This is a genomic window from Claveliimonas monacensis (assembly GCF_014982975.1).
GTDB lineage: Bacteria > Bacillota > Clostridia > Lachnospirales > Lachnospiraceae > Claveliimonas > Claveliimonas monacensis.
In genome coordinates this window covers 100206-119210 of the sequence record NZ_JADCKL010000002.1, presented here as the reverse complement: position 1 = coordinate 119210, position 19005 = coordinate 100206, and the positions used below count along the sequence as shown (strand labels likewise).

General features: G+C 49.5%; 24 protein-coding genes. 18 read left to right on the top strand and 6 right to left on the bottom strand.

Going from position 1 to position 19005, the window contains the following annotated elements; translation table 11 throughout:
- Positions 1-103: 103 nt before the first annotated feature.
- The 13 genes from INF30_RS03705 to INF30_RS03645 all read left to right on the top strand — a co-directional run bounded on the left by INF30_RS03705 (position 104) and on the right by INF30_RS03645 (position 9747).
- Positions 104-973 carry a YitT family protein gene (locus tag INF30_RS03705; RefSeq protein ID WP_226394286.1) on the top strand — a complete coding sequence of 290 codons (870 nt, stop codon included), beginning with the start codon at positions 104-106 and terminating at the stop codon, positions 971-973.
- Between the two features lie 97 nt (positions 974-1070).
- Positions 1071-2282, top strand: coding sequence for a carboxylate--amine ligase (locus INF30_RS03700; RefSeq protein ID WP_226394285.1), 1212 nt, complete (start codon positions 1071-1073; stop codon positions 2280-2282).
- Between the two features lie 27 nt (positions 2283-2309).
- A complete protein-coding gene (gene cuyB / locus INF30_RS03695; RefSeq protein WP_226394284.1) occupies positions 2310-3026 on the top strand; it encodes a cysteate racemase in 717 nt (238 codons plus the stop codon).
- 47 nt (positions 3027-3073) lie between these two features.
- Positions 3074-4594 (top strand): Mur ligase family protein, encoded by a 1521-nt coding sequence (locus tag INF30_RS03690; RefSeq protein WP_226394283.1) that lies wholly within the window; start codon positions 3074-3076, stop codon positions 4592-4594.
- A gap of 193 nt (positions 4595-4787) precedes the next feature.
- A complete protein-coding gene (locus tag INF30_RS03685; protein ID WP_226394282.1) occupies positions 4788-5267 on the top strand; it encodes an MGMT family protein in 480 nt (159 codons plus the stop codon).
- 17 nt (positions 5268-5284) lie between these two features.
- On the top strand, positions 5285-5662 hold the full coding sequence (locus INF30_RS03680; protein ID WP_226394281.1) for a DUF3592 domain-containing protein: 378 nt from the start codon (positions 5285-5287) through the stop codon (positions 5660-5662).
- 60 nt (positions 5663-5722) lie between these two features.
- Complete coding sequence (locus tag INF30_RS03675) at positions 5723-5935, top strand: nucleic acid-binding protein (RefSeq protein ID WP_226394280.1); 213 nt, start codon at positions 5723-5725, stop codon at positions 5933-5935.
- 24 nt (positions 5936-5959) lie between these two features.
- Complete coding sequence (locus tag INF30_RS03670) at positions 5960-6559, top strand: helix-turn-helix transcriptional regulator (protein ID WP_226394279.1); 600 nt, start codon at positions 5960-5962, stop codon at positions 6557-6559.
- 15 nt (positions 6560-6574) lie between these two features.
- On the top strand, positions 6575-6925 hold the full coding sequence (locus INF30_RS03665) for a PadR family transcriptional regulator (RefSeq protein WP_226394278.1): 351 nt from the start codon (positions 6575-6577) through the stop codon (positions 6923-6925).
- Positions 6922-7122 (top strand): PF20097 family protein, encoded by a 201-nt coding sequence (locus INF30_RS14890; RefSeq protein WP_226394277.1) that lies wholly within the window; start codon positions 6922-6924, stop codon positions 7120-7122. Before INF30_RS03665 ends, INF30_RS14890 begins: the two co-directional genes overlap by 4 nt.
- Before the next feature lie 299 nt (positions 7123-7421).
- Positions 7422-8222 (top strand): MerR family transcriptional regulator, encoded by an 801-nt coding sequence (locus INF30_RS03655; protein ID WP_083582458.1) that lies wholly within the window; start codon positions 7422-7424, stop codon positions 8220-8222.
- The gene (locus INF30_RS03650) at positions 8219-9034 is read left to right on the top strand and encodes an ABC transporter ATP-binding protein (protein ID WP_226394276.1); all 816 of its coding nucleotides are present in this window, start codon (positions 8219-8221) and stop codon (positions 9032-9034) included. Before INF30_RS03655 ends, INF30_RS03650 begins: the two co-directional genes overlap by 4 nt.
- Positions 9031-9747 carry an ABC transporter permease gene (locus INF30_RS03645; RefSeq protein ID WP_226394275.1) on the top strand — a complete coding sequence of 239 codons (717 nt, stop codon included), beginning with the start codon at positions 9031-9033 and terminating at the stop codon, positions 9745-9747. Before INF30_RS03650 ends, INF30_RS03645 begins: the two co-directional genes overlap by 4 nt.
- A 146-nt stretch (positions 9748-9893) precedes the next feature.
- On the opposite strand, the gene INF30_RS03640 is transcribed toward INF30_RS03645, so the two are convergent.
- From INF30_RS03640 to INF30_RS03615, 6 genes are all read right to left on the bottom strand, one after another.
- The gene (locus INF30_RS03640) at positions 9894-10190 is read right to left on the bottom strand and encodes a hypothetical protein (protein WP_226394274.1); all 297 of its coding nucleotides are present in this window, start codon (positions 10188-10190) and stop codon (positions 9894-9896) included.
- Positions 10160-10735 carry an RpnC/YadD family protein gene (locus tag INF30_RS03635; protein ID WP_226394273.1) on the bottom strand — a complete coding sequence of 192 codons (576 nt, stop codon included), beginning with the start codon at positions 10733-10735 and terminating at the stop codon, positions 10160-10162. Before INF30_RS03635 ends, INF30_RS03640 begins: the two co-directional genes overlap by 31 nt.
- A 257-nt stretch (positions 10736-10992) precedes the next feature.
- Positions 10993-11298 carry a hypothetical protein gene (locus tag INF30_RS03630; RefSeq protein ID WP_226394272.1) on the bottom strand — a complete coding sequence of 102 codons (306 nt, stop codon included), beginning with the start codon at positions 11296-11298 and terminating at the stop codon, positions 10993-10995.
- Positions 11299-11334: 36 nt separating this feature from the next.
- Positions 11335-12102, bottom strand: coding sequence for an ABC transporter permease (locus INF30_RS03625; RefSeq protein ID WP_226394271.1), 768 nt, complete (start codon positions 12100-12102; stop codon positions 11335-11337).
- Positions 12099-12818, bottom strand: coding sequence for an ABC transporter permease (locus tag INF30_RS03620; protein WP_226394270.1), 720 nt, complete (start codon positions 12816-12818; stop codon positions 12099-12101). The genes INF30_RS03625 and INF30_RS03620 overlap by 4 nt, the downstream gene beginning before the upstream one ends.
- The gene (locus INF30_RS03615) at positions 12818-13573 is read right to left on the bottom strand and encodes an ABC transporter ATP-binding protein (RefSeq protein WP_076776325.1); all 756 of its coding nucleotides are present in this window, start codon (positions 13571-13573) and stop codon (positions 12818-12820) included. Before INF30_RS03615 ends, INF30_RS03620 begins: the two co-directional genes overlap by 1 nt.
- Before the next feature lie 164 nt (positions 13574-13737).
- On the opposite strand from INF30_RS03615, the gene INF30_RS03610 reads away from it, so the two are divergent.
- The 5 genes from INF30_RS03610 (at position 13738) to INF30_RS03590 (ending at position 19000) form a co-directional block, all read left to right on the top strand.
- Positions 13738-14442, top strand: a complete 705-nt coding sequence (locus INF30_RS03610; protein ID WP_226394269.1) for a response regulator transcription factor — start codon at positions 13738-13740, stop codon at positions 14440-14442.
- The gene (locus tag INF30_RS03605) at positions 14443-15834 is read left to right on the top strand and encodes a sensor histidine kinase (RefSeq protein ID WP_226394268.1); all 1392 of its coding nucleotides are present in this window, start codon (positions 14443-14445) and stop codon (positions 15832-15834) included.
- A gap of 69 nt (positions 15835-15903) precedes the next feature.
- Complete coding sequence (gene leuC, locus INF30_RS03600) at positions 15904-17178, top strand: 3-isopropylmalate dehydratase large subunit (protein ID WP_076776329.1); 1275 nt, start codon at positions 15904-15906, stop codon at positions 17176-17178.
- A complete protein-coding gene (gene leuD, locus INF30_RS03595) occupies positions 17178-17666 on the top strand; it encodes a 3-isopropylmalate dehydratase small subunit (RefSeq protein ID WP_226394267.1) in 489 nt (162 codons plus the stop codon). The genes leuC and leuD overlap by 1 nt, the downstream gene beginning before the upstream one ends.
- A 23-nt stretch (positions 17667-17689) precedes the next feature.
- Positions 17690-19000: a Na+/H+ antiporter NhaC family protein gene (locus tag INF30_RS03590; protein ID WP_226394266.1), complete on the top strand. Its 1311-nt coding sequence runs from the start codon at positions 17690-17692 to the stop codon at positions 18998-19000.
- The last annotated feature ends 5 nt before the right edge of the window (positions 19001-19005 follow it).

Sequence of the window (19005 nt, the reverse complement as noted above, 5' to 3'; positions counted from 1 at the left end):
CAGCTGCTTTTTTGTGCGATACGCCCGGAGAGAGGCCGCCGCTCTTGCACGAGAGGGCATCCGACGGGCAGCTGTCATCGAAGTGGAAAGGAAGAAAGAATAAATGAAAAGCATCAATTGGAAAGAGATAGGCATGGACATACTGATAGATATTGTAGCAGGTATGGTCATTGCCATAGGAATTTATAACTTTGCCCTGTATGCCAATTTCCCGGTGGCGGGATTTTCCGGCATGGCCATTATCTTGTATCACCTTCTTGGCATTCCGGTGGGCGCGGGGACCATTATACTGAATGTGCCGGTGGCGATCTTCTGCTATAAATTTCTGGGAAGGACGTTTTTTCTGAAGTCAGTGAAATCCATGGTCATCTCATCGTTTCTGATGGACTATGTGTCTCCTCTTCTTCCTGTATATGAAGGAGACAGACTCCTGGCTGCTCTGTGCATGGGCGTGCTGACAGGCGTCGGATACGCGCTGATCTTTATGAGAGGCTCATCCACCGGAGGGCAGGACTTTATCAGTGTGGCGATCAGGAAAGTGAAGCCCCACATGACGTTGGGCGTGATCACATTTGTGCTGGACATGATGACTATTTTGCTGGGAAGCGTGATCGTGTTCAAGGATGTGGACGGATTTATCTACGGTCTTATCGTGACGTATCTCATGGCCACTGTGATGGACCGCATCATGTACGGTATAGACGAAGGAAAAATGACGCTGATCGTTACGGACAAGGGTAAAGAGGTGTCCGGCAAGATCGATGAATACCTGGACAGAGGCTCCACCATCATCAAAGGAACCGGCAGTTACACAGGGCAGGAGAAGGACATTGTCATGTGCGCCAGCAACAATAAAGAAATGTACACCATCAAAAGGCTGGCAAGACAGGTGGATCCCAAATCTTTTACTATTATCATGGAGTCCAATGAGGTGGTGGGAGAAGGCTTTAAGGAAGAGCTGGAAGAGTTGTAAAAGGGATCCCAAAAGGGGGCGCATTACTTGACAAGCCAGGGTATTCCTGCGTTATAATATGCTAGTATAAATCTGTACGGAGAGAAGGGCAGAAATCATGGAATTTAAAGAAAGAGAATTCATTCCCGTCCTGCTTGGCGGGGATATTAATACTTACAGTGTGGCTCGGGCATTTTACCAGCAGTATCAGGTAAAATCGTACGTCTTTGGCAAGTACCAGACAGGCCCCAGCTTCAACAGCCAGATCACGATATACGAGGGCAATCCGAAGATCGATACGGACGACTATTTCCTGGAGAGGATCAGTCGTTTTGCCGGGGAGCATAAGGATAAGAAAATCCTGCTCATCGGCTGCGGGGACAGCTATGTGGCGCTGGCAAGCCGTCATAAAAACGAGCTGCCGGACAATGTCATTGCTCCCTACATCGACTTCGATCTGATGGACAGCCTGCAGCAGAAGGAGCGGTTTTACCAGCTCTGCGAGAAGCACGGCGTGGATTATCCAAAGACCATTGTATACAAGAAGGAGATGGGGCTTGACTTTGCCTGCGATTTCCCTTATCCGGTGATCCTGAAACCGTCCAACAGCATCGCCTACTGGGAGCACCCGTTCCCCACACAGAACAAGATCTACAAGCCGGGCAGCAGGAAGGAACTGGAGGAGATCATTACCCAGATCTACGATGCGGGATATGACGATGATCTGATCATCCAGGACATGATCCCGGGAAATGACGAGTACATGAGGGTCCTCACATCCTACTCTGACCGGAACGGGAAGGTGAAGATGATGTGCCTGGGACATGTGCTTCTTGAGGAACACACTCCCCACGGCCTGGGCAACCATGCGGTCATCATCACAGAGCCAAATCAGGAGCTCATGGGAAGAGTGAAAAATCTTCTGGAGGATCTCCACTATGTGGGATTTTCCAACTTTGATATCAAATATGACAAGAGGGACGGTACCTACCGCTTCTTTGAGATCAACACAAGACAGGGGCGCAGCAACTACTATGTGACAGGCTCCGGGTTCAATGTGGCAAAATACTTTGTGGAGGATTACATCTACAACCGGGAACTGCCCTACGAGGAGGCCACAGAGGAGCATCTCTGGATGACCGTACCAAAGGGCGTTGCCTACAAGCATGTGAAAGATCCGGCCATGGTGGCGAAGATGAAGAAGCTTGTGAAAGAGGGGAAAATGGTCAATCCTGTCTTCATGCGGGGCGATCTGAAGCCTATGCGTTTCCTTAGGATGCTGAAAACACACTGGAAACAGTACGGCTATTTCAACAAATATTACCAGTAAACTGTCAGGAATAATAAGGGAGAGCCAATGGGAGAAGGAAAAGAAAAAAAGATACTTGGCGTGATCGGAGGCATGGGGCCGGAGGCAACCAGCTACTTCTATGAGAATGTTATCGCCCACACAAAGGCGCAGAAAGACCAGGATCACATCAACATGGTGATCCTCAGCCATGCGGACATACCGGACCGGACAGAGGCCATCAAGAGCGGGGACAGCGAAAAGCTGATCCATATGCTGCAGGAGGATGCAAGGATACTGGAAAAGCTGGGGGCAGCCAATATTGCCATCACCTGCAATACATCCCACTATTATTATGAGCAGATCCAAAAGGCTGTGTCCATTCCTATCATTGACATGATCCATGAGAGTGTGGCATATGCAGTGAGAGAGCTCCCGGATGTGAAGCGGATCGGCATTATGGGGACAGACGGGACCATCGGTTCCCGGATCTATCACAAAGAATGCCGAAAGCTGGGCGTGACGCCGGTAAAACCTTCACCGGAGCGGCAAAGAGATGTGATGTCCCTGATCTATGATGACATTAAGAGCGGAAAGAGAGGAGACCGGGCCAAATTTGACCGGGTTATGAGTGAGTTTATGAGAAAGAACTGCGATGCAGTGATCCTGGCCTGTACCGAGCTCTCTGTGTTCAAGGGCAAGCACGAGATACCCACCATATGTCTGGATGCCATGGATGTGCTGGTGCGGGAGGCCATCCTGCGCTCAGGGGCAGAATATCAATAAAACCAGTAAAAACATACATAAGAAAATCATTGAGGGAGATCAGTTAAATGGGAAAGATGCAGTATTATACCGTGAAGGATTATGTGGAGCTGCTTGAAAAGAGGGGTATGCTCCTGGAGAACAGAGTGGAGGGGGAAGAGGACCATGTGATCCGCAACCTTACTTACAACTCAAAAGAGGCAGGGGCTGACACCATGTTCATCTGCAAGGGCGCGGCTTTCAAGATGACCTATCTGCGGGAGGCAGTGGAGCGGGGAGCTGTCTGCTATATCAGTGAGAAGACCTTTGACCTGGAGCAGCAGGTGCCCTGTATCCTTGTGAAAGACATAAGGGAGGCCATGTCCGTGCTGGCCAATTTCTTCTACAACCGTCCCTGGGAGAATCTGGTGGTGACAGGAATCGGCGGTACAAAAGGAAAATCTACCTCCGCTTACTACATGAAGGCTGTGGTGGATGATTACATGGAGGCTCTGGGGAAAAAAGAGAGCGCCGTCATTTCTTCCATTGACATCTATGACGGAAAGAGCCTGGTGGAGTCCCACATCACCACACCGGAGGCAGTGGAGCTGCAGCAGCACCTGAGAAATGCGCTGGACTGCGGTATTGAGTACGCAGAGATGGAAGTCTCATCCCAGGCGCTGAAATATCACCGGGTGGACGATATGCGGTTTGATGCGGCTATCTTCCTCAATATCTCGGAGGACCACATCAGCCCCATCGAACACGAAGACTTTGAGGACTATTTCACATCCAAGATGCGGATGTTTGCAAAGGCGGACCGGGCTTTTGTCAACCTGGACGCAGATCATATTGAGCGTATCCTGACATACGCCAAAGACGCGAAAGAGTATTTTACCTTCAGCACGAAGAACCCGGAGGCAGATTTCTACGCCTACAATATCCGAAAAGACGGGCACGAGACGCTGTTCTCTGTGAAATGCGCAGATTTTGACGAGGAGTTTGTACTCACCATGCCCGGACTTTTCAATGTGGAAAACGCCCTGGGCGTCATAGCGGCGGCCACAAAGCTGGGCATCCCGCGGGAGTATATCCACTCCGGTCTTGAGAGGGCCCGTTCCAGCGGACGCATGGAACTCTATGCCAGCAGAGATAAAAGCAAGATTGCTATCGTGGACTACGCCCACAATAAACTGAGCTTTGAAAAACTGTTCTCTTCTATGAAAGAGGAGTATCCGGATTACGATATTGTCGCAATCTTTGGCTGCCCGGGAAAGAAGGCCTTGATCCGCCGCCGCGATCTTGGGACTGTGGCCGGACAGTACGCAAAGAAAGTCTATCTTGTGGCGGAAGATCCGGGATATGAGCCGGTGGCAGACATATCTGCTGATATTGCCCAGTATGTAAAGGCGCAGAATTGTCCATATGAGATGATCGAGGACCGGGGAGAGGCGATCAAGGCTGCCATCGAAAGCTCTGAGGGCAAGACCCTCTTCCTTGTCACAGGAAAAGGTGCTGAGACCCGTCAGAAGTACGGCAGCGACTACCTGGACTGCCCGTCCGATGTGGACTATGTGAAAAAATATTTGGCAGAGTATGACGAGAGATGATCTGGTCACCCTGCTGTCGCTGTGAAAAATGGATTATCGTTTGGAAAGAGAGCAGGATTTTCCTGCTCTCTTGTTATTTGCGCTGCTTAAATGTTACGCTTCAATAGCAGATATAAAAAAGGGGAAATTTTTTAAACCGTCTCATTGTATGAGATATTATGCTTCTGTATAATGAATGCAAGAGGTGAGAGACATGGCAAATGAAGAGAAGAAAGATTTTAACGCAATGCTCCACAAAGACACGGATATGCCCAAAATACAGATCGTCACAGACCAGGCTACGATCAAAAAGTATGGCGGGGAGAAGATGTTTTTTGCTCCTCCGGTCACCTACGATGAAATTATGAAAAAGGTTCCCCGGGGAAAAGTCATTATTGTCGGCGCCATCAGAGAATATCTGGCAAAAGAGAATGGCGCTGATTTTACAGACCCGATCACGGCAGGCATTTTTGTATCTATTGCAGCCTGGGCAAGTCATCAGCGGACGGAGGATGAGACGCCCTACTGGAGAACATTGAAGGCAAACGGGGAGCTGAACGCAAAATACCCGGGTGGTATCGCTGCTCAGAAAGAAAAGCTGGAGGCAGAGGGTCATACGGTTGTTGAGAGAGGAAGAAAAAATATCAGATACTACGTGAAGGATTATGAGAAGGTTCTTTTTGAACTTAAGTAGAAATGCGGGAGACAGCTATGATAGCATTCTGGATCATGGGAGCTTTATTTCTGGTGGTGGGACTTATTGTTTCTGTTCCCAGATATATCAAATTTATAAAATACAAAGGCCGGACAACAGGCAGGATTACCAGGATTGAAACAGACGGACGAAGTACAAGGGCTGTATTTGAGTACGATGTATGCGGAATAAGATATATGCAAAACACAGGGTGGACCTCAAATGGCATTTTCGTTGAGGGAAATGAATGCAGTGTCATTTACAACTTGAAAAATCCGAAGTCCTCTTACATCAAAAAGAGCGGCCAGCTGATCCAGTGTGTGGTGGGAACGATGTTCGTGATCGTGGGAGTAAGTTCAATTTTTGTTGGGATACTGCTGAACAGTATTTTGTAGATTGGAGCAGATATATGGAGGTGCTTTAGAATGAGGAAATGTATTCGCTGTGGAAGTGAGATGAAAGAAAACTGTGCTATAAAGGTGGAGGGCACAGGATATGGGATTATTTTGTCTTCAGACGAAAATAAATTGTTCGGCGGCAGGATGGGAAAACCTAAAGTTGCCATTTGTCCGGAATGTGGAGAGGTTTCCATTTATCTGGAAGACATAGAGTTTGTAACTTCCCGGCAACAGCGGGTTGCTTTCTTTCTGAAGACGGAGCTGCTATAGTCTTTGTATGGAGGTGGAAGATATATGGAAACGAAAGATGTGCTCTTTAAACTGCGGACGGACAAAGGATTATCCCAAGATGAACTTGCAGAGAAGATCTTTGTCACGCGCCAGGCCGTGTCACGCTGGGAAAATGGCGAGACGGTACCTAATATGGTAGTCACTGCGGTAGCCTTTACAGAAAACGGGCCTGCTGAAAACCGCAAAGCACTGGCACGGTTGCCACTCACCCAGGCGGATTATTGTGAGATGAAAGGAGAGCCCGATCATGCGGAATACTCCTATCAGAAATCATTCTTCGGAAGCCGGCTGCAGGGAACCGTGATCTGGCCGAATGAAGAGTTGGAAGAAAATGAACTTTCCTATAATGTCTATCGCTCTGAATATGCATGGGTTCTGCATAAAATCTGGGAAACAGAGACAGATACTATGTATTATAAGGGGACAAAGGAGACAGATCCTCGCCCGTGGAAAGCGTTGGAGGTGCGCAGAAATAAGAATGGTATTGCTACCTGTGCACGTTATGAAGATGCATTGCTGTTTCTTTATGCGGATACGCCTCCGGCTGCTGATCAGATAGAACTGACTCTGGAAACGCTTAATCTTCTGAAAGATACGAACTGAAAGAGAGGGGATCAGATGGCCAGGGAACAATTTCAGACATTGACGGAACCTATGTATTATATCCTTCTTGCGCTGACCCAGGAATGCTGTGGTGTTGATATCATGGACCGCGTCCGGCAGATATCAAATGGCAGGATCAAGGTCGGCCCGGGGACATTATACGCCATGCTGTCAAAGTTTGAGGAAAATAACATTATTAAAAAAACAACGGAAGCAGGAAGGAGAAAATCCTATCTTATCACTGAAACCGGGATGCAGATGCTGAAAGACGAGCAGGAACGTCTGATGACCATGATTCGGGACGGTGAGGACTATCTGGGAACCGTCAGAAATAATATCCAGGGAAAAGGAGAGCGTGATAAATGAAGTGTCCATATTGTGATAGAAAAATGCGTGAAGGCCAGCTACATGCTGTGGGTAGTGGACCAGCATTGGTCTGGAAAGATGGTGAGGAAACTTTGCGTCTCAATACGGATCCAGATATGGTTGCAAGAACGCTCGGAGACCGAATAGCAGCATATCGTTGTGATCATTGCAAAAAGATTATAGTAAATTATGAATAATATCTTTACTTATGAAGCTGAAAAGATATGTAGAGTATGAGCAGATGAGACTGTTTTAATGAGAGTGTCGTGTCGCTAATAGACAACATTGGCGTTATCAAGAAAAACGAAAAACTGGAAGTTGTTGAGATAAATGGCTTATAGTTTGTAATCCAAATTGCTATAAAACTTGAATATTATCTTCGCATAATTACAGAAAGGCGGCAGAGAAAAATCTTTGCCGCCTCAAATTTTTTCAAAAAGGTCTTGTTTGTGACGCCGCGTAATGATTTATAATAGGTGCCAGGAGGTAAATAATTATGGCAAAATACAGAGCAATTCCGCAAGGGTTTATGACAGTTGGAGAAGTGGCAAAGAAAATGGGAGTCACCGTCCGTACTCTGCAATACTACGATAAAGAAGGACTTCTTTCCCCATCGGCAGAAAGCAAAGGCGGACGCAGACTTTATACCGATAAAGATTTGATTACACTTCATCAGATTATATCTTTGAAATCACTGGGCTTTTCTTTGGACGATATAAAAGAGCGGTTGATTTCTTTGGAAACACCGGCTGATGTTGCAAATGCTCTTACAGAGCAGGCAGATGATATACGCCAAAAAATAGAACAGCTTCAGGCTTCATTGTCAGCAATAGAACAGCTAAAAGCAGAAGTTTTACAAATGCAGACGGTCAACTTTAAGAAGTATGCAGATATTATTGTCAATCTACAAATGAAGAATGACTCTTATTATCTTATTAAGCGTTTTGATGATGATACGCTCGATCATATACGCAGTCAATTTGATAAGGAAAGCGGCTTAGACTTTATGGACAGATTTAACCGCCTAAGTGATGAAATTGTACAGCTTCAAAAAGAAAATGTACCGCCTGAAAGCGAAAAATGCCAACAGGTTGTAAAAGAATATTGGGGCTTGATTATGGAGTTTACAAATGGCGATATGAGTATGCTTCCGAAATTGGTGGAAGTCGGTAACATTGATACTGCCACAAACGCCTGGGAAGAAAGGCAGAAAATCGTTAACGATTATTTAGAGCCAGCTTTGCAAGTCTATTTCTCAAGACTTGGAACAAATCCTTTTGGGGAGGTGAAACCGTGAAAGACGCAATACAAGTTCGTAAATTAAAGAAAAGTTATGGCAGTCATATGGTTCTTAAAGGACTTGATTTTCAAATTGAAAAAGGAGAAATTTTCGCTCTGCTCGGCGTAAATGGAGCGGGAAAAACGACAACGCTTGAATGTATCGAAGGTCTAAGAAAATATGACAGTGGTGCGATTACTGTAAACGGGAAAATGGGTATTCAGCTGCAATCATCATCTTTGCCCGCCCATATCAAGCCAATAGAGGCTGTAAAGCTGTTTGCAAAATGGAATAAAACAAAAATTGATGATGTCATGCTTAACGGTCTTGGTATCAAAGAAATGGAAAAGAAGCAGTATATACAATTATCCACAGGGCAGAAAAGACGGTTACATCTTGCCCTTGCGCTTATAGGCAATCCCGATGTTATTTTTCTTGATGAGCCGACTGCGGGACTTGATGTCGAGGGGAGACTATCGCTCCACGAACAAATCCGAAAGCTCAAATCACACGGAAAAACAATCGTCCTGGCAAGTCACGATATGGCGGAAGTGGAAACCTTATGTGACCGCATTGCTATTTTGAATAACGGAAATATTGTCTTTTGCGGTACAGCTTCGGAACTGACCGATAAGGTTGCAAGAAAATATTTTATCCATATCAAGACGCAGCAGGGAGATAACACTTTTGAAACGGACAATATTGAAGACACTTTGATTTCCTTACTGGGCGAATTAAAACAGAAAAAAATCCATGTATTAGATATTAAAGTTGATCGTGGCACGCTGGAACAGCATTTTATTGAAATGGCAAGGAGGGAAGCAGGATGAACGGCTTTTTATATGGCGTAACATTACAGTGGAAATTGGATATACGCAGTAAATCTTTGTTGGTAACCTGCTATATCGTTCCTCTTATTTTCTTTCTGCTTATGGGTGGTATTTTTACTTCTGTTATGCCTGAAATGAGAAGCACACTGATACAATCTATGATTGTGATGAGCGTTTCAATGGGAGCGTTTATTGGGTTGCCGCCATCATTGATTGAAACATATGGAAGTGATGTAAAAAAGGTTTATAAAGCAAATGGAGTCCCTTTATATTTAGGTCTTGTTACAATGTTCCTTTCTGCATTTGTGCATTTGATGATTAGCTGTGCCATTATATTACTGCTTGCCCCGATACTGTTTGAGGCGGCCTTGCCAGTACAGCTTCCATTTTTCTTTCTTGCGCTTGCCATATATATCGTAGTGTCACTGAGTATTGGAAGTATATTAGGATTGGTTGTAAAAAATCAGGCAAAGCTGACAATGATAGCGCAGCTTGTGTTTTTACCCTCGATTATGCTTTCGGGGATTATGTTCCCTGTTACTTTGCTGCCTGATTTTCTTGAAGCCATAGGGCGTTTTTTTCCCGCTTCCTGGGGATACCGCTTGATGTCAGATAATGGGTTTTGCCTTGAAAATCTATGGTACTTAATTCTTGTATTCTGTGCGACAGTAATTATATGTGAAATACTTTTGAACAAGCACAAAACTAAATAGGGCGGAGGACAACGGTTTTGAATAGATAAATTCTAAGTTGTAGAGCAGAAAAGTGGAAGTTGTGGAGGGCGGCCAGAAAGGGACAGGGATAAAAACTGCCGTTGTGAGGACGCCCCCACAATGGCAGTTTTGGCCTGCCTTTGTACTTATATCTGACCTGTCAGTTTCTGTATTGTTTCCAGGTCTGTCTCCAGTTCCCGGGCGATCTCTTCCAGGGACCTTCCTTTTGCCAGTTTCTTGCGGACCAGCTCCAGAAACAAGTCTGCTTTGCCGTCAGAATACCCGTCCTTTTTGCCGTCAGAATACCCGTCGTCATAGCTCTCCTGGTGCATGGCCTTTTCATATTTCTCCTGGTCAAACGTCTCCAGAACCATCTGGATCACCTCCGATTTCTGCTCTGTCAGAATATCCTTCAGAACCCCGTCCCGGATGCAGGTGTCCACAGCCTCCTGCATTTTTCCATGAGAGACCTGTTGTGTCCGTAATTGATGTTCAGCATCAGCGTCTCGCACTCCAGGGAGGGATGGCTGTCCCCTGGGACTGTCTCGTATAGATCACTGAGCCGCAGGACTTTCCTGTCCGGCTCTTCCGCTGTCCCGTTGTAGAAGACCACATGTCTGGGGAAAGGGAAGGTCTTGGCGGCGCTGCTGTAGATGTTGATGTCCTGGACGGCAATGTACTTCTCGTACAGCCTTGAGAAGTAGAAGAGTCCCCGCATGGGCATGTTGGGATTGCAGGTACTCTGGTGCTCGTACAGGTTGAGGGTGCCGCTGACGAGGAAGGAAATGTCATTTTTCATGGACAGGTACAGGACGTTTCCCAGGGTATTGATCTCCAGAGCGTCTGGATCTTTGTAGTCTGTGCCGTTGACGGCGTTGTAGAGGGAGAGAAGGTCTTCCGGTTTCTGAAAGACAAAACGGAAGAGCCGGTCCTTGTACTGCCTGTCTGCCTCGGGATATTCATCAGTATTTATGAAGTTTGATTTCAAATGTTACACGTCCATTATAGACATAAAAACAGAAAGCTGCAACCTTTTAAGAGCTCATATAAAAGGGAACAAAAGGCGGAAACCGCCGATTGAATAAAAGAATGTCATTTGAAAATGACATGAGGGAAAAAGATATTCCCGTTGAGTGGCTTTTATTATAACTGACATAAAGCAATCTGGCAATAGAAAAATGGAGGAAATTAAAAAAGATGCACCCTGCGGACACAGAAGACCGCAGGGGGGTATCTTTATGTGTGTCACGCCGCTGTCGCCGCCATCATCCCCAGAACTGCCACGCCGAAAATGGCGTAGAGAAGGTTGATGACCACACAGATCTTCATCAGTATGTTCTGTACATGGAATTTTGAGTAACATATAATGGTAAAAATTCCGGAGAATATCATAAAAACTGCATAGCATGCTATGATTATGCCGGCTGCCGGGATCTCCAGCGCCCAGGGCTGGGTGCGCAGAGGGAAGATGGTCCAGGGGACAAAGACCATGACTGTGCAGACGGCGGTCAGGAGAGCTGCCTTTGTGGGATTGGTTTCTGGTGTATACATATCGATCACTCCTTTTGTTATTTTTTGCCTTGGTTTTTATTTTCTTTCTGCGTGGCCGAATGCCAGGCAGGCGATGAGAAGGCACAGGATGGACAGGGCGGCGGCTGCAGGGATCCAGGGGATGAGGTCTAACTTGCGGCCCGGATCTGTGGACAATTTTAAATAGTTTGTCATGACTACGTAGAAGGGATAGCAGGGCGGGTACAGAAACCAGATCTTTGCGTTGATCATAAGCACTGAAGGCACCATGGTGCCAAGTCCCAGGCCGATGGAAAAGACTGGTGTGGTGAGACATACAGCCATCATCCAGTACAGCGCCATCATGGGCAGGGAGAACAGGAAAAGGGTTCCGGACAGCTTGAGGACCTGCTCTGCCTGCACCATCAGATCATAGTCCACGTAGGCGGAGGCGATCCGGGCGCAGAGAAAGTAAAGCCCGGTCATGGCCGCTATCTGGATAAAAGAAAGGAGAACGAGCACCAGGAACTTGGCCAGGCAAAGAAGACCGGGGCGCACCGGTAGGGCCAGCATCTTTAAGATTCCTTTATTGGTCCGCTCCGACTGCTGGAGAAGGACGGTGCACACAATGATGCTGGCCGGAAAGATGAACCAGGCAAAGCCCATGAAGCTCTGGATAAAAAAGTTGTTTTCCGGTGTGATGCCCTCCATGACAGGGGAAAGGCTCATGTCTGCGTTGACAATGTTGGGGATCCACAGGATCACAAGAGGGATGAAAAGAAGGACCAGGATCTTTGAGTGCCGGGTTTTCTTTATTTCTGTCAGTGTCAGTGAAAACAGGTTCATAGTGTATACCTCCTTGTGCGGATGAACAGGCAGGCGGCCAGCGAAAGAAGCAGAAGTTCCGCGCAGGATGAGACCGCGTAGAGCCCCGCGTCGCCTCCGGCCGCATAAAATGTCTTAAAAGGTGTGATAAAGGGAAACAGTGTAAGAAGGAAAGGCCCCTCCGGCAGGACAGTCCCCATGGACATGAAGATGACGCCGATGCCAAGGCTCACCCACATGTTCTGGCAGGCCGAGGCTGCCAGAAGCATAAACAGCAGGGTGGGCAGTGTAAGGAGCAGAAGGAACCCCATGTTTCTTGCAAGCTCCGGGAAAAAGTCTTCCGGCATCTCAAACCAGTGCAGGGTGCAGAAAGTAAGAGAGAGGCTGGAGAGAACCAGAAGAAAGAGGAGTCCTGCCGCAAGGATCAGCGCCTTGCCAAAGAAAAGGGATTCCGGGTGCAGGGGCAGGGCCAGCATCCGGCGCATGGCGTGATCCGCGTACTCGCTGTGGTACATGAGACAGGCGCCGCAGATGATAAGGATCAGAAACAGCATGGTCATCATCTGCAGATTGGCATCCAGGAGAATGGAAAGGGGAGACCCTTCCATGGAAGTAAAAAGCTCTGTCCGGAAAGCGGTGTTTGCCACAGGGACCAGGGCGGCCAGTATGCCGCCGGCGAAAAAGGATGTAAAAAATCCTGTGGATTTCAGTTTTTTCAGTTCGATACCGATCATCATCACATAGGCCTCCGTTTCCTGTTGTCCTCATCCACCAGCGCCAGGAAGGTCTCCTCCAGGTTGTCGGAGGGCAGCCCCTTCATGGCTGCCGTCTCCCGCAGGTTTTCCATGCTGCCCTCAAAGAGGAGCCGCCCCCGGTTTAAGATCCCCACGTCGTCTGCCATCAGTTCGATCTCCGGCAGCAGGTGGGAGGATACAAGGACGGTGCAGCCCAGCTTCTCTGGCAGGGACCGGATGAGAGAGCGGATCTCGTGGATGCCAACCGGGTCCAGTCCGTTGGTGGGCTCATCCAGGATGAGAAGAGGCGGCCGCCCGATGAGAGCTCCCGCAAGGCCCAGCCGCTGCTTCATGCCAAGGGAATATTTTTTTGCGGGCCGGTCTCCGAACTGGGAAAGGCCTGTAAGCTCCAGGGCGTCGTCTACGGCGGAGCTTTTAAGCCCCAGGATGCGGCGGATGATGTCCAGGTTTTCCCGCCCGGACAAGTTTCCGTAGAAGGCGGGCTCCTCGATAAGAGAGCCGGTCCGCCGAAGGATCTCCATCCGGTCCCCGGGGTACTTCTTTCCGTCTATGGTAAAATCCCCCACCGTGGGGCGGGTAAGTCCCAGGAACATTTTCATGGTGGTGGACTTTCCGGCGCCGTTGGGGCCCAGAAAGCCGTATACGGTGCCTCTTCTTATATGAAGGTTCAGTCGGTAGACGGCTGTGAAATCTCCGTATGTCTTTGTCAGATCGTGGGTTTCAATGATGTTTTTCATGTTGTGAGCCTCCTTTTTCTCTTGCTGGTTTTATTGTACCGGGCCATCCTTACAGGCACATTTCCCCTGCCTTACATTTACCTTACAAATGAAAAGCGGCGGGAGAGAAATGGTGAAAAATGTGCTATACTTTCAGCAGAACACAGGAAAGGGAGCAGAAGACAATGGACGTGGAATATCTGAAAGAGAAAAGGATCCTCCTGGTGGACGATGAGCAGGGGCTCCTTGACATGGTTTGTTCTATATTAAAAGAGGAAGGCCACCGGCAGATCCGGACAGCCGGGACTGTAAAAGAAGCTCTGGAGGAGGCGGCCGCCTTCCGGCCGGAGCTGGCTATCCTGGATGTGATGCTGCCCGACGGGGACGGCTTTGTCCTGTTTGAGAAGCTGAAGAAAATGGGAGACTACCCGGTGCTCTTTCTCACGGCCCGGGGTGAGGATGAAGATAAATTTAAAGGACTGGGCCTTGGAGCCGACGACTACATGGTAAAACCCTTCCTGCCAAAGGAGCTGATCCTGCGGGTGGGCGTGATCTTAAAGAGAAGCTACAAAAATGAAGATCCCCTTGTCCGTCTTGCCGGTAGCCAGATCGACTTTGGACGGGCCGAGGTAGTGAAGGAGGGGGAACACATCTCCCTTACAGCCAAGGAGTTTGAGCTTTTGTCAGCCCTCTACAGAAATGCCGGGCGGATCGTCACCATCGACGCCCTCTGCGAGGCGGCCTGGGGAGACAACCCCTACGGCTATGAGAATTCGCTGATGGCCCACATCCGAAGGATCCGGGAAAAGATTGAAAAAGACCCCTCCCACCCGGCTTCCCTCGTCACGGTGAAGGGCCTGGGATACAAACTGATGGTGGAGGGGAAATAGATGAAAAACGCACTGAAGCTCCTGCGCCGGCTGGTGGTGGGCATGTTCCTCGTTTGCCTGCTCCTGCCGGTGCTGGATTTGATTATCCTTTTTTCTTTTACCGTGAAATATGCCGGTAACGGTTCTCCCTATACCATGGCGGAGGAGGTGGCTGCAGGGCTCTCCGAGACGGAGGGAGGCTATGCCCTCGCGCCTCAGGTGCAGGAGAGCATTAAAAAGGCCGGGGCATGGGCCATGCTCATTCAGAGCGGTACTGGACAGGTGGTCTGGCACACGGAAGATCTGCCGGCTGAGATCCCCCTCTCCTACAGTGCCTCGGACATTGCCTCCCTCACAAGAGGATATGTGCAGGACTATCCCACCTTCCCGGCCAGCCGGGGCGGGGATGTGGTGGTGGCGGGCTATCCGAAGGAATCCTTCTGGAAACACATGTATCCGTCCTGGGACAGAGGGCTTATCGAGATCCTCCCTCCTCTTGCAGTGGCCATTATCCTGGCAGATATCGGGGTGGTCATTCTTATTTATCTGGTGACGGACATGAAACTTCTGAAATCCGTGGGACCCATTGTGGACGGCATTGAAAAGCTTTCAAAGGGGCGGACGGCCTACATCAGAAAAAAAGGCCTTCTCTCCGAGATTGCCCAGAGTGTGAACAAAACCTCCGAGATCCTGCAGGCAAAGAACCGGGATCTGCGGAAAAAAGAGACGGCACGGGCCAACTGGATCGCCGGAGTGTCCCACGATATCCGCACCCCCCTTTCCATGGTCATGGGCTACGCGGCCCAGCTTGCGGACAGCCCTCATCTGTCCGGGGAAGAGAGAAAGAAGGCGCAGGTGATCTGCAGCCAAAGCCAGAGGATGAAAAACCTCATCAACGATCTGAACCTGGCCTCCAAGCTGGAGTACAATATGCAGCCTGTGGACAGGGAGAGCGTCAGCCTGGTATCGCTCATGCGAAAGACGGTGGTGGATTTTCTCAACATGGACGCGGAGGGGAAATATCCTATGGAATGGCTGACCAGGGAGGACGTGCCGGCCTGCTTTGTGTACGCCGATGCTGCCCTTCTTTCCCGGGCGGCAGGCAATCTGATCCAGAACAGCATGAATCACAATCCGGAAGGATGCACCATCTACGTGACTGTGGAGCAGCAGGAGAAGACCTGCTCAGTCACCATAGAGGACGACGGGGCAGGCGTCACGGAGGAGAAGCTGGAAGAGCTGAACAACGCGCCCCACTATATGATGTGCGATGAAAATGTCATCGGCCAGCGCCATGGCCTGGGGCTTCTCATTGTCCGGCAGATCGCCCAGGTCCACGGCGGCAGGATGGACATCGGGCACAGCGCAAAGGGAGGATTTGCCGCCCGGGTGGAGCTGCCCTTGAAGGATTGATTATTGCGCTTGGCACTTTATCATGATAAAATGGACTTTAATACGAAGAAGAGAAGGAGGCATACGATCATGGGTATGACAATGACACAGAAAATACTTGCCGCCCATGCCGGGCTGGATCATGTGGAAGCAGGCCAGCTCATTATGGCAGACCTGGATGTAGTCATGGCAAATGATATCACAGGGCCAATGGCGATCCCGGTGTTCCGGCAGATGGCGGATAAGGTATATGACAAGGAGAAAGTGGTTCTCGTTCCGGACCATTTCACACCCAATAAAGATATCAAATCCGCAGAGAATGCAAAGTCCCTGCGGGAGTTTGCAAAGGAGCAGGAGCTGACACATTATTATGAAGTGGGCCAGATGGGCATTGAGCATGCCATCCTGCCGGAGAAAGGCATCGTGGTGGCAGGCGAGTGTATCATCGGCGCGGACTCCCACACCTGCACATACGGAGCTCTGGGCGCATTTTCCACTGGAATGGGTACAACAGATATTGCGACAGGCATGGCCACAGGGCAGATCTGGTTCAAGGTGCCCGGCGCCATCAAATTCGTGCTGACAGGAAAACCGTCCAGGTACGTCAGCGGAAAAGACATCATCATCCACATCATCGGAAAGATCGGCGTGGACGGAGCCCTCTACAAATCCATGGAATTTACAGGGGACGGCATTGCAAACCTCTCCATGGATGACCGTTTCACCATGGCCAACATGGCCATCGAGGCAGGTGCCAAGAACGGTATTTTCCCGGTGGATGCCCTGGCGGAAGCGTACATAAAAGAACATTCTGATAAAGAGTACAAAATCTACACAGCGGACGAGGATGCCGTCTATGATGAAGTGGTGGAGATCGACCTGTCCAGCGTCCGTCCTACAGTGGCATTCCCGCATCTTCCGGGCAATGCAAAGACCATCGATGAGATCGAGGCCATGGAGCCCATCAAGATCGACCAGGTGGTCATCGGTTCCTGTACAAACGGACGGATGGAGGATATGCGAAGGGCAGCCGCCATCTTGAAAGGACACAAGGTTCACCCGGACGTGCGCGTCATGGTAATCCCGGGTACACAGAAGATCTATAAAGAGTGTATCAAAGAAGGGCTGGTGGACATTTTCATCGACGCAGGCTGCTCCTTCAACACACCGAGCTGCGGCCCCTGCATGGGCGGCCACATGGGTGTCCTGGCAGCAGGAGAGAAATGCGTCTCCACAACGAACCGCAACTTTGTGGGAAGGATGGGACATGTGGACTCCCTCATCTATCTGGCATCCCCGGAGACTGCGGCGGCCAGCGCTATCGCGGGCTACATTGCCAATCCAGAGAAAGCAGGTGAAATGTAATGCAGGCAAAAGGAAGAGTTTTTAAATACGGAGACAACGTGGACACGGATGTAATCATCCCGGCAAGATATCTGAATTCCTTTGATCCCCAGGAGTTGGCAAGCCACGCCATGGCGGACATTGACCCGGATTTCGTGAAGAAGGTGCAGCCCGGCGATCTGATCGTGGCAAACAAGAACTTCGGATGCGGATCCTCCAGGGAGCATGCGCCCCTGTGCCTTAAGACGGCGGGCGTAAGCTGTGTCATCGCAGAGACATTTGCCCGGATCTTCTACCGCAACGCCATCAACATCGGCCTTCCCATCATCGAATGCCCCGAGGCTGCGAAAAACATCGAGGCAGGGGATGAGGTGGAAGTGGATTTTGACAGCGGTACCATTTACAACCGGACAAAAGGGACCCAGTTCCAGGGACAGGCTTTCCCGGAATTCATGCAGAAGCTCATCGCGGCAGGAGGCCTTGTGAACTATACAAATAATAATAAATAATTTACAGAAGGATCATTATTGTTATGGAAAAGAAAGGAAGAGCGTCAGCCCTTTTGCCAATCGTAGTATTCCTTGTAATCTTTCTTGGCTCGGGCATTGTGACGGGGGATTTTTATTCCATGCCTACCATCGTGGCATTTCTTATTGCCCTGTGTGTGGCTTTTCTGCAGAACCGGTCAGTCAGCTTTGATGAGAAGATCCACATTATCGCGAAAGGCGTGGGAGACGACAACATTATTACCATGAGTCTGATCTTCCTGTGTGCAGGAGGATTTTCCGGTGCCGTAACGGCGGCGGGGGGCGTGGAGAGCACGGTTAACCTGGGACTCTCCATACTGCCTCCCAGTGTGGCAGTGGCAGGACTTTTTGTCATCGGCTGTTTTATCTCCGTGTCCATGGGTACATCCATGGGGACCATCGCGGCCCTGGCGCCTATCGCCGTGGGGATCAGCGAGAAGACGGGATTTGCCATGGCTGTCTGCATTGGCGCGGTAGTCTGCGGCGCCATGTTCGGAGATAACCTGTCCATGATCTCAGACACCACCATCGCGGCAGTGAAGACCCAGGGGTGTGAGATGAAGGACAAGTTCCGGGAGAATTTTCTCATTGTGCTCCCGGCGGCCATCCTTACGATCATTGTTTTCCTGTTTATCACAAGAGGCGGCGGCACAGCAGAGATGGGGGACCTTACCTTCAACATCTGGAGAGTGGTTCCCTACGTGCTGGTTCTGGTGGGGGCACTCATAGGCATTAATGTTTTCGTGGTGCTGATCGGCGGCACGATCCTGTCACTGATCGTAGGTATCGCCACAGGAAGCCTTGCCTGGAATCAGATTTTCCTGGCCATTGGCGGCAATACCACCATCAATGGGCAGGAGATCAGCGGTGTCATGGGCATGTATGACATCACGGTCATCTCCATCATCGTGGCCTGCATTGTCTCTCTTGTAAAAGAGTACGGCGGTATTCAGTTTATCCTTCAGTGGATTCACAAGAGGATAAAGGGGGAGAAGGGGGCAGAGCTTGGCATTGCCGGGCTGGCCCTTCTGGTGGATGCCTGCACGGCCAACAACACGGTGGCCATTGTTATGGCAGGTCCCATTGCCAAAGAAATCAGTGAGGAGTACTGCGTCTCTCCCAGAAGGTCTGCTTCCCTGCTGGATATATTTACCTCCGTCGGACAGGGACTGATCCCCTACGGAGCGCAGCTTCTCTCGGCGGCCTCTCTGACGGCGCTGACGCCTTACGATATCATCCCGTATCTCTACTATCCTATACTGATGGCAGTGAGCGCGGTTCTGTTTATCCTGCTCCGGAGCAGGAAAGAAGCATAAAGCAA

Coding starts and splice junctions, on each gene's coding strand:
- INF30_RS03680 (WP_226394281.1), top strand. CDS start 5,285: ATGATAGCATTCTGGATCATGGGAGCTTTATTTCTGGTGGTGGGACTT.
- INF30_RS14890 (WP_226394277.1), top strand. CDS start 6,922: ATGAAGTGTCCATATTGTGATAGAAAAATGCGTGAAGGCCAGCTACAT.
- INF30_RS03675 (WP_226394280.1), top strand. CDS start 5,723: ATGAAAGAAAACTGTGCTATAAAGGTGGAGGGCACAGGATATGGGATT.
- INF30_RS03655 (WP_083582458.1), top strand. CDS start 7,422: ATGGCAAAATACAGAGCAATTCCGCAAGGGTTTATGACAGTTGGAGAA.
- INF30_RS03645 (WP_226394275.1), top strand. CDS start 9,031: ATGAACGGCTTTTTATATGGCGTAACATTACAGTGGAAATTGGATATA.
- INF30_RS03605 (WP_226394268.1), top strand. CDS start 14,443: ATGAAAAACGCACTGAAGCTCCTGCGCCGGCTGGTGGTGGGCATGTTC.
- leuD (WP_226394267.1), top strand. CDS start 17,178: ATGCAGGCAAAAGGAAGAGTTTTTAAATACGGAGACAACGTGGACACG.
- INF30_RS03615 (WP_076776325.1), bottom strand. CDS start 13,573: ATGAAAAACATCATTGAAACCCACGATCTGACAAAGACATACGGAGAT.
- cuyB (WP_226394284.1), top strand. CDS start 2,310: ATGGGAGAAGGAAAAGAAAAAAAGATACTTGGCGTGATCGGAGGCATG.
- INF30_RS03610 (WP_226394269.1), top strand. CDS start 13,738: ATGGACGTGGAATATCTGAAAGAGAAAAGGATCCTCCTGGTGGACGAT.
- INF30_RS03685 (WP_226394282.1), top strand. CDS start 4,788: ATGGCAAATGAAGAGAAGAAAGATTTTAACGCAATGCTCCACAAAGAC.
- leuC (WP_076776329.1), top strand. CDS start 15,904: ATGGGTATGACAATGACACAGAAAATACTTGCCGCCCATGCCGGGCTG.
- INF30_RS03625 (WP_226394271.1), bottom strand. CDS start 12,102: ATGAACCTGTTTTCACTGACACTGACAGAAATAAAGAAAACCCGGCAC.
- INF30_RS03665 (WP_226394278.1), top strand. CDS start 6,575: ATGGCCAGGGAACAATTTCAGACATTGACGGAACCTATGTATTATATC.
- INF30_RS03705 (WP_226394286.1), top strand. CDS start 104: ATGAAAAGCATCAATTGGAAAGAGATAGGCATGGACATACTGATAGAT.
- INF30_RS03620 (WP_226394270.1), bottom strand. CDS start 12,818: ATGATGATCGGTATCGAACTGAAAAAACTGAAATCCACAGGATTTTTT.
- INF30_RS03590 (WP_226394266.1), top strand. CDS start 17,690: ATGGAAAAGAAAGGAAGAGCGTCAGCCCTTTTGCCAATCGTAGTATTC.
- INF30_RS03630 (WP_226394272.1), bottom strand. CDS start 11,298: ATGTATACACCAGAAACCAATCCCACAAAGGCAGCTCTCCTGACCGCC.
- INF30_RS03690 (WP_226394283.1), top strand. CDS start 3,074: ATGGGAAAGATGCAGTATTATACCGTGAAGGATTATGTGGAGCTGCTT.
- INF30_RS03670 (WP_226394279.1), top strand. CDS start 5,960: ATGGAAACGAAAGATGTGCTCTTTAAACTGCGGACGGACAAAGGATTA.
- INF30_RS03700 (WP_226394285.1), top strand. CDS start 1,071: ATGGAATTTAAAGAAAGAGAATTCATTCCCGTCCTGCTTGGCGGGGAT.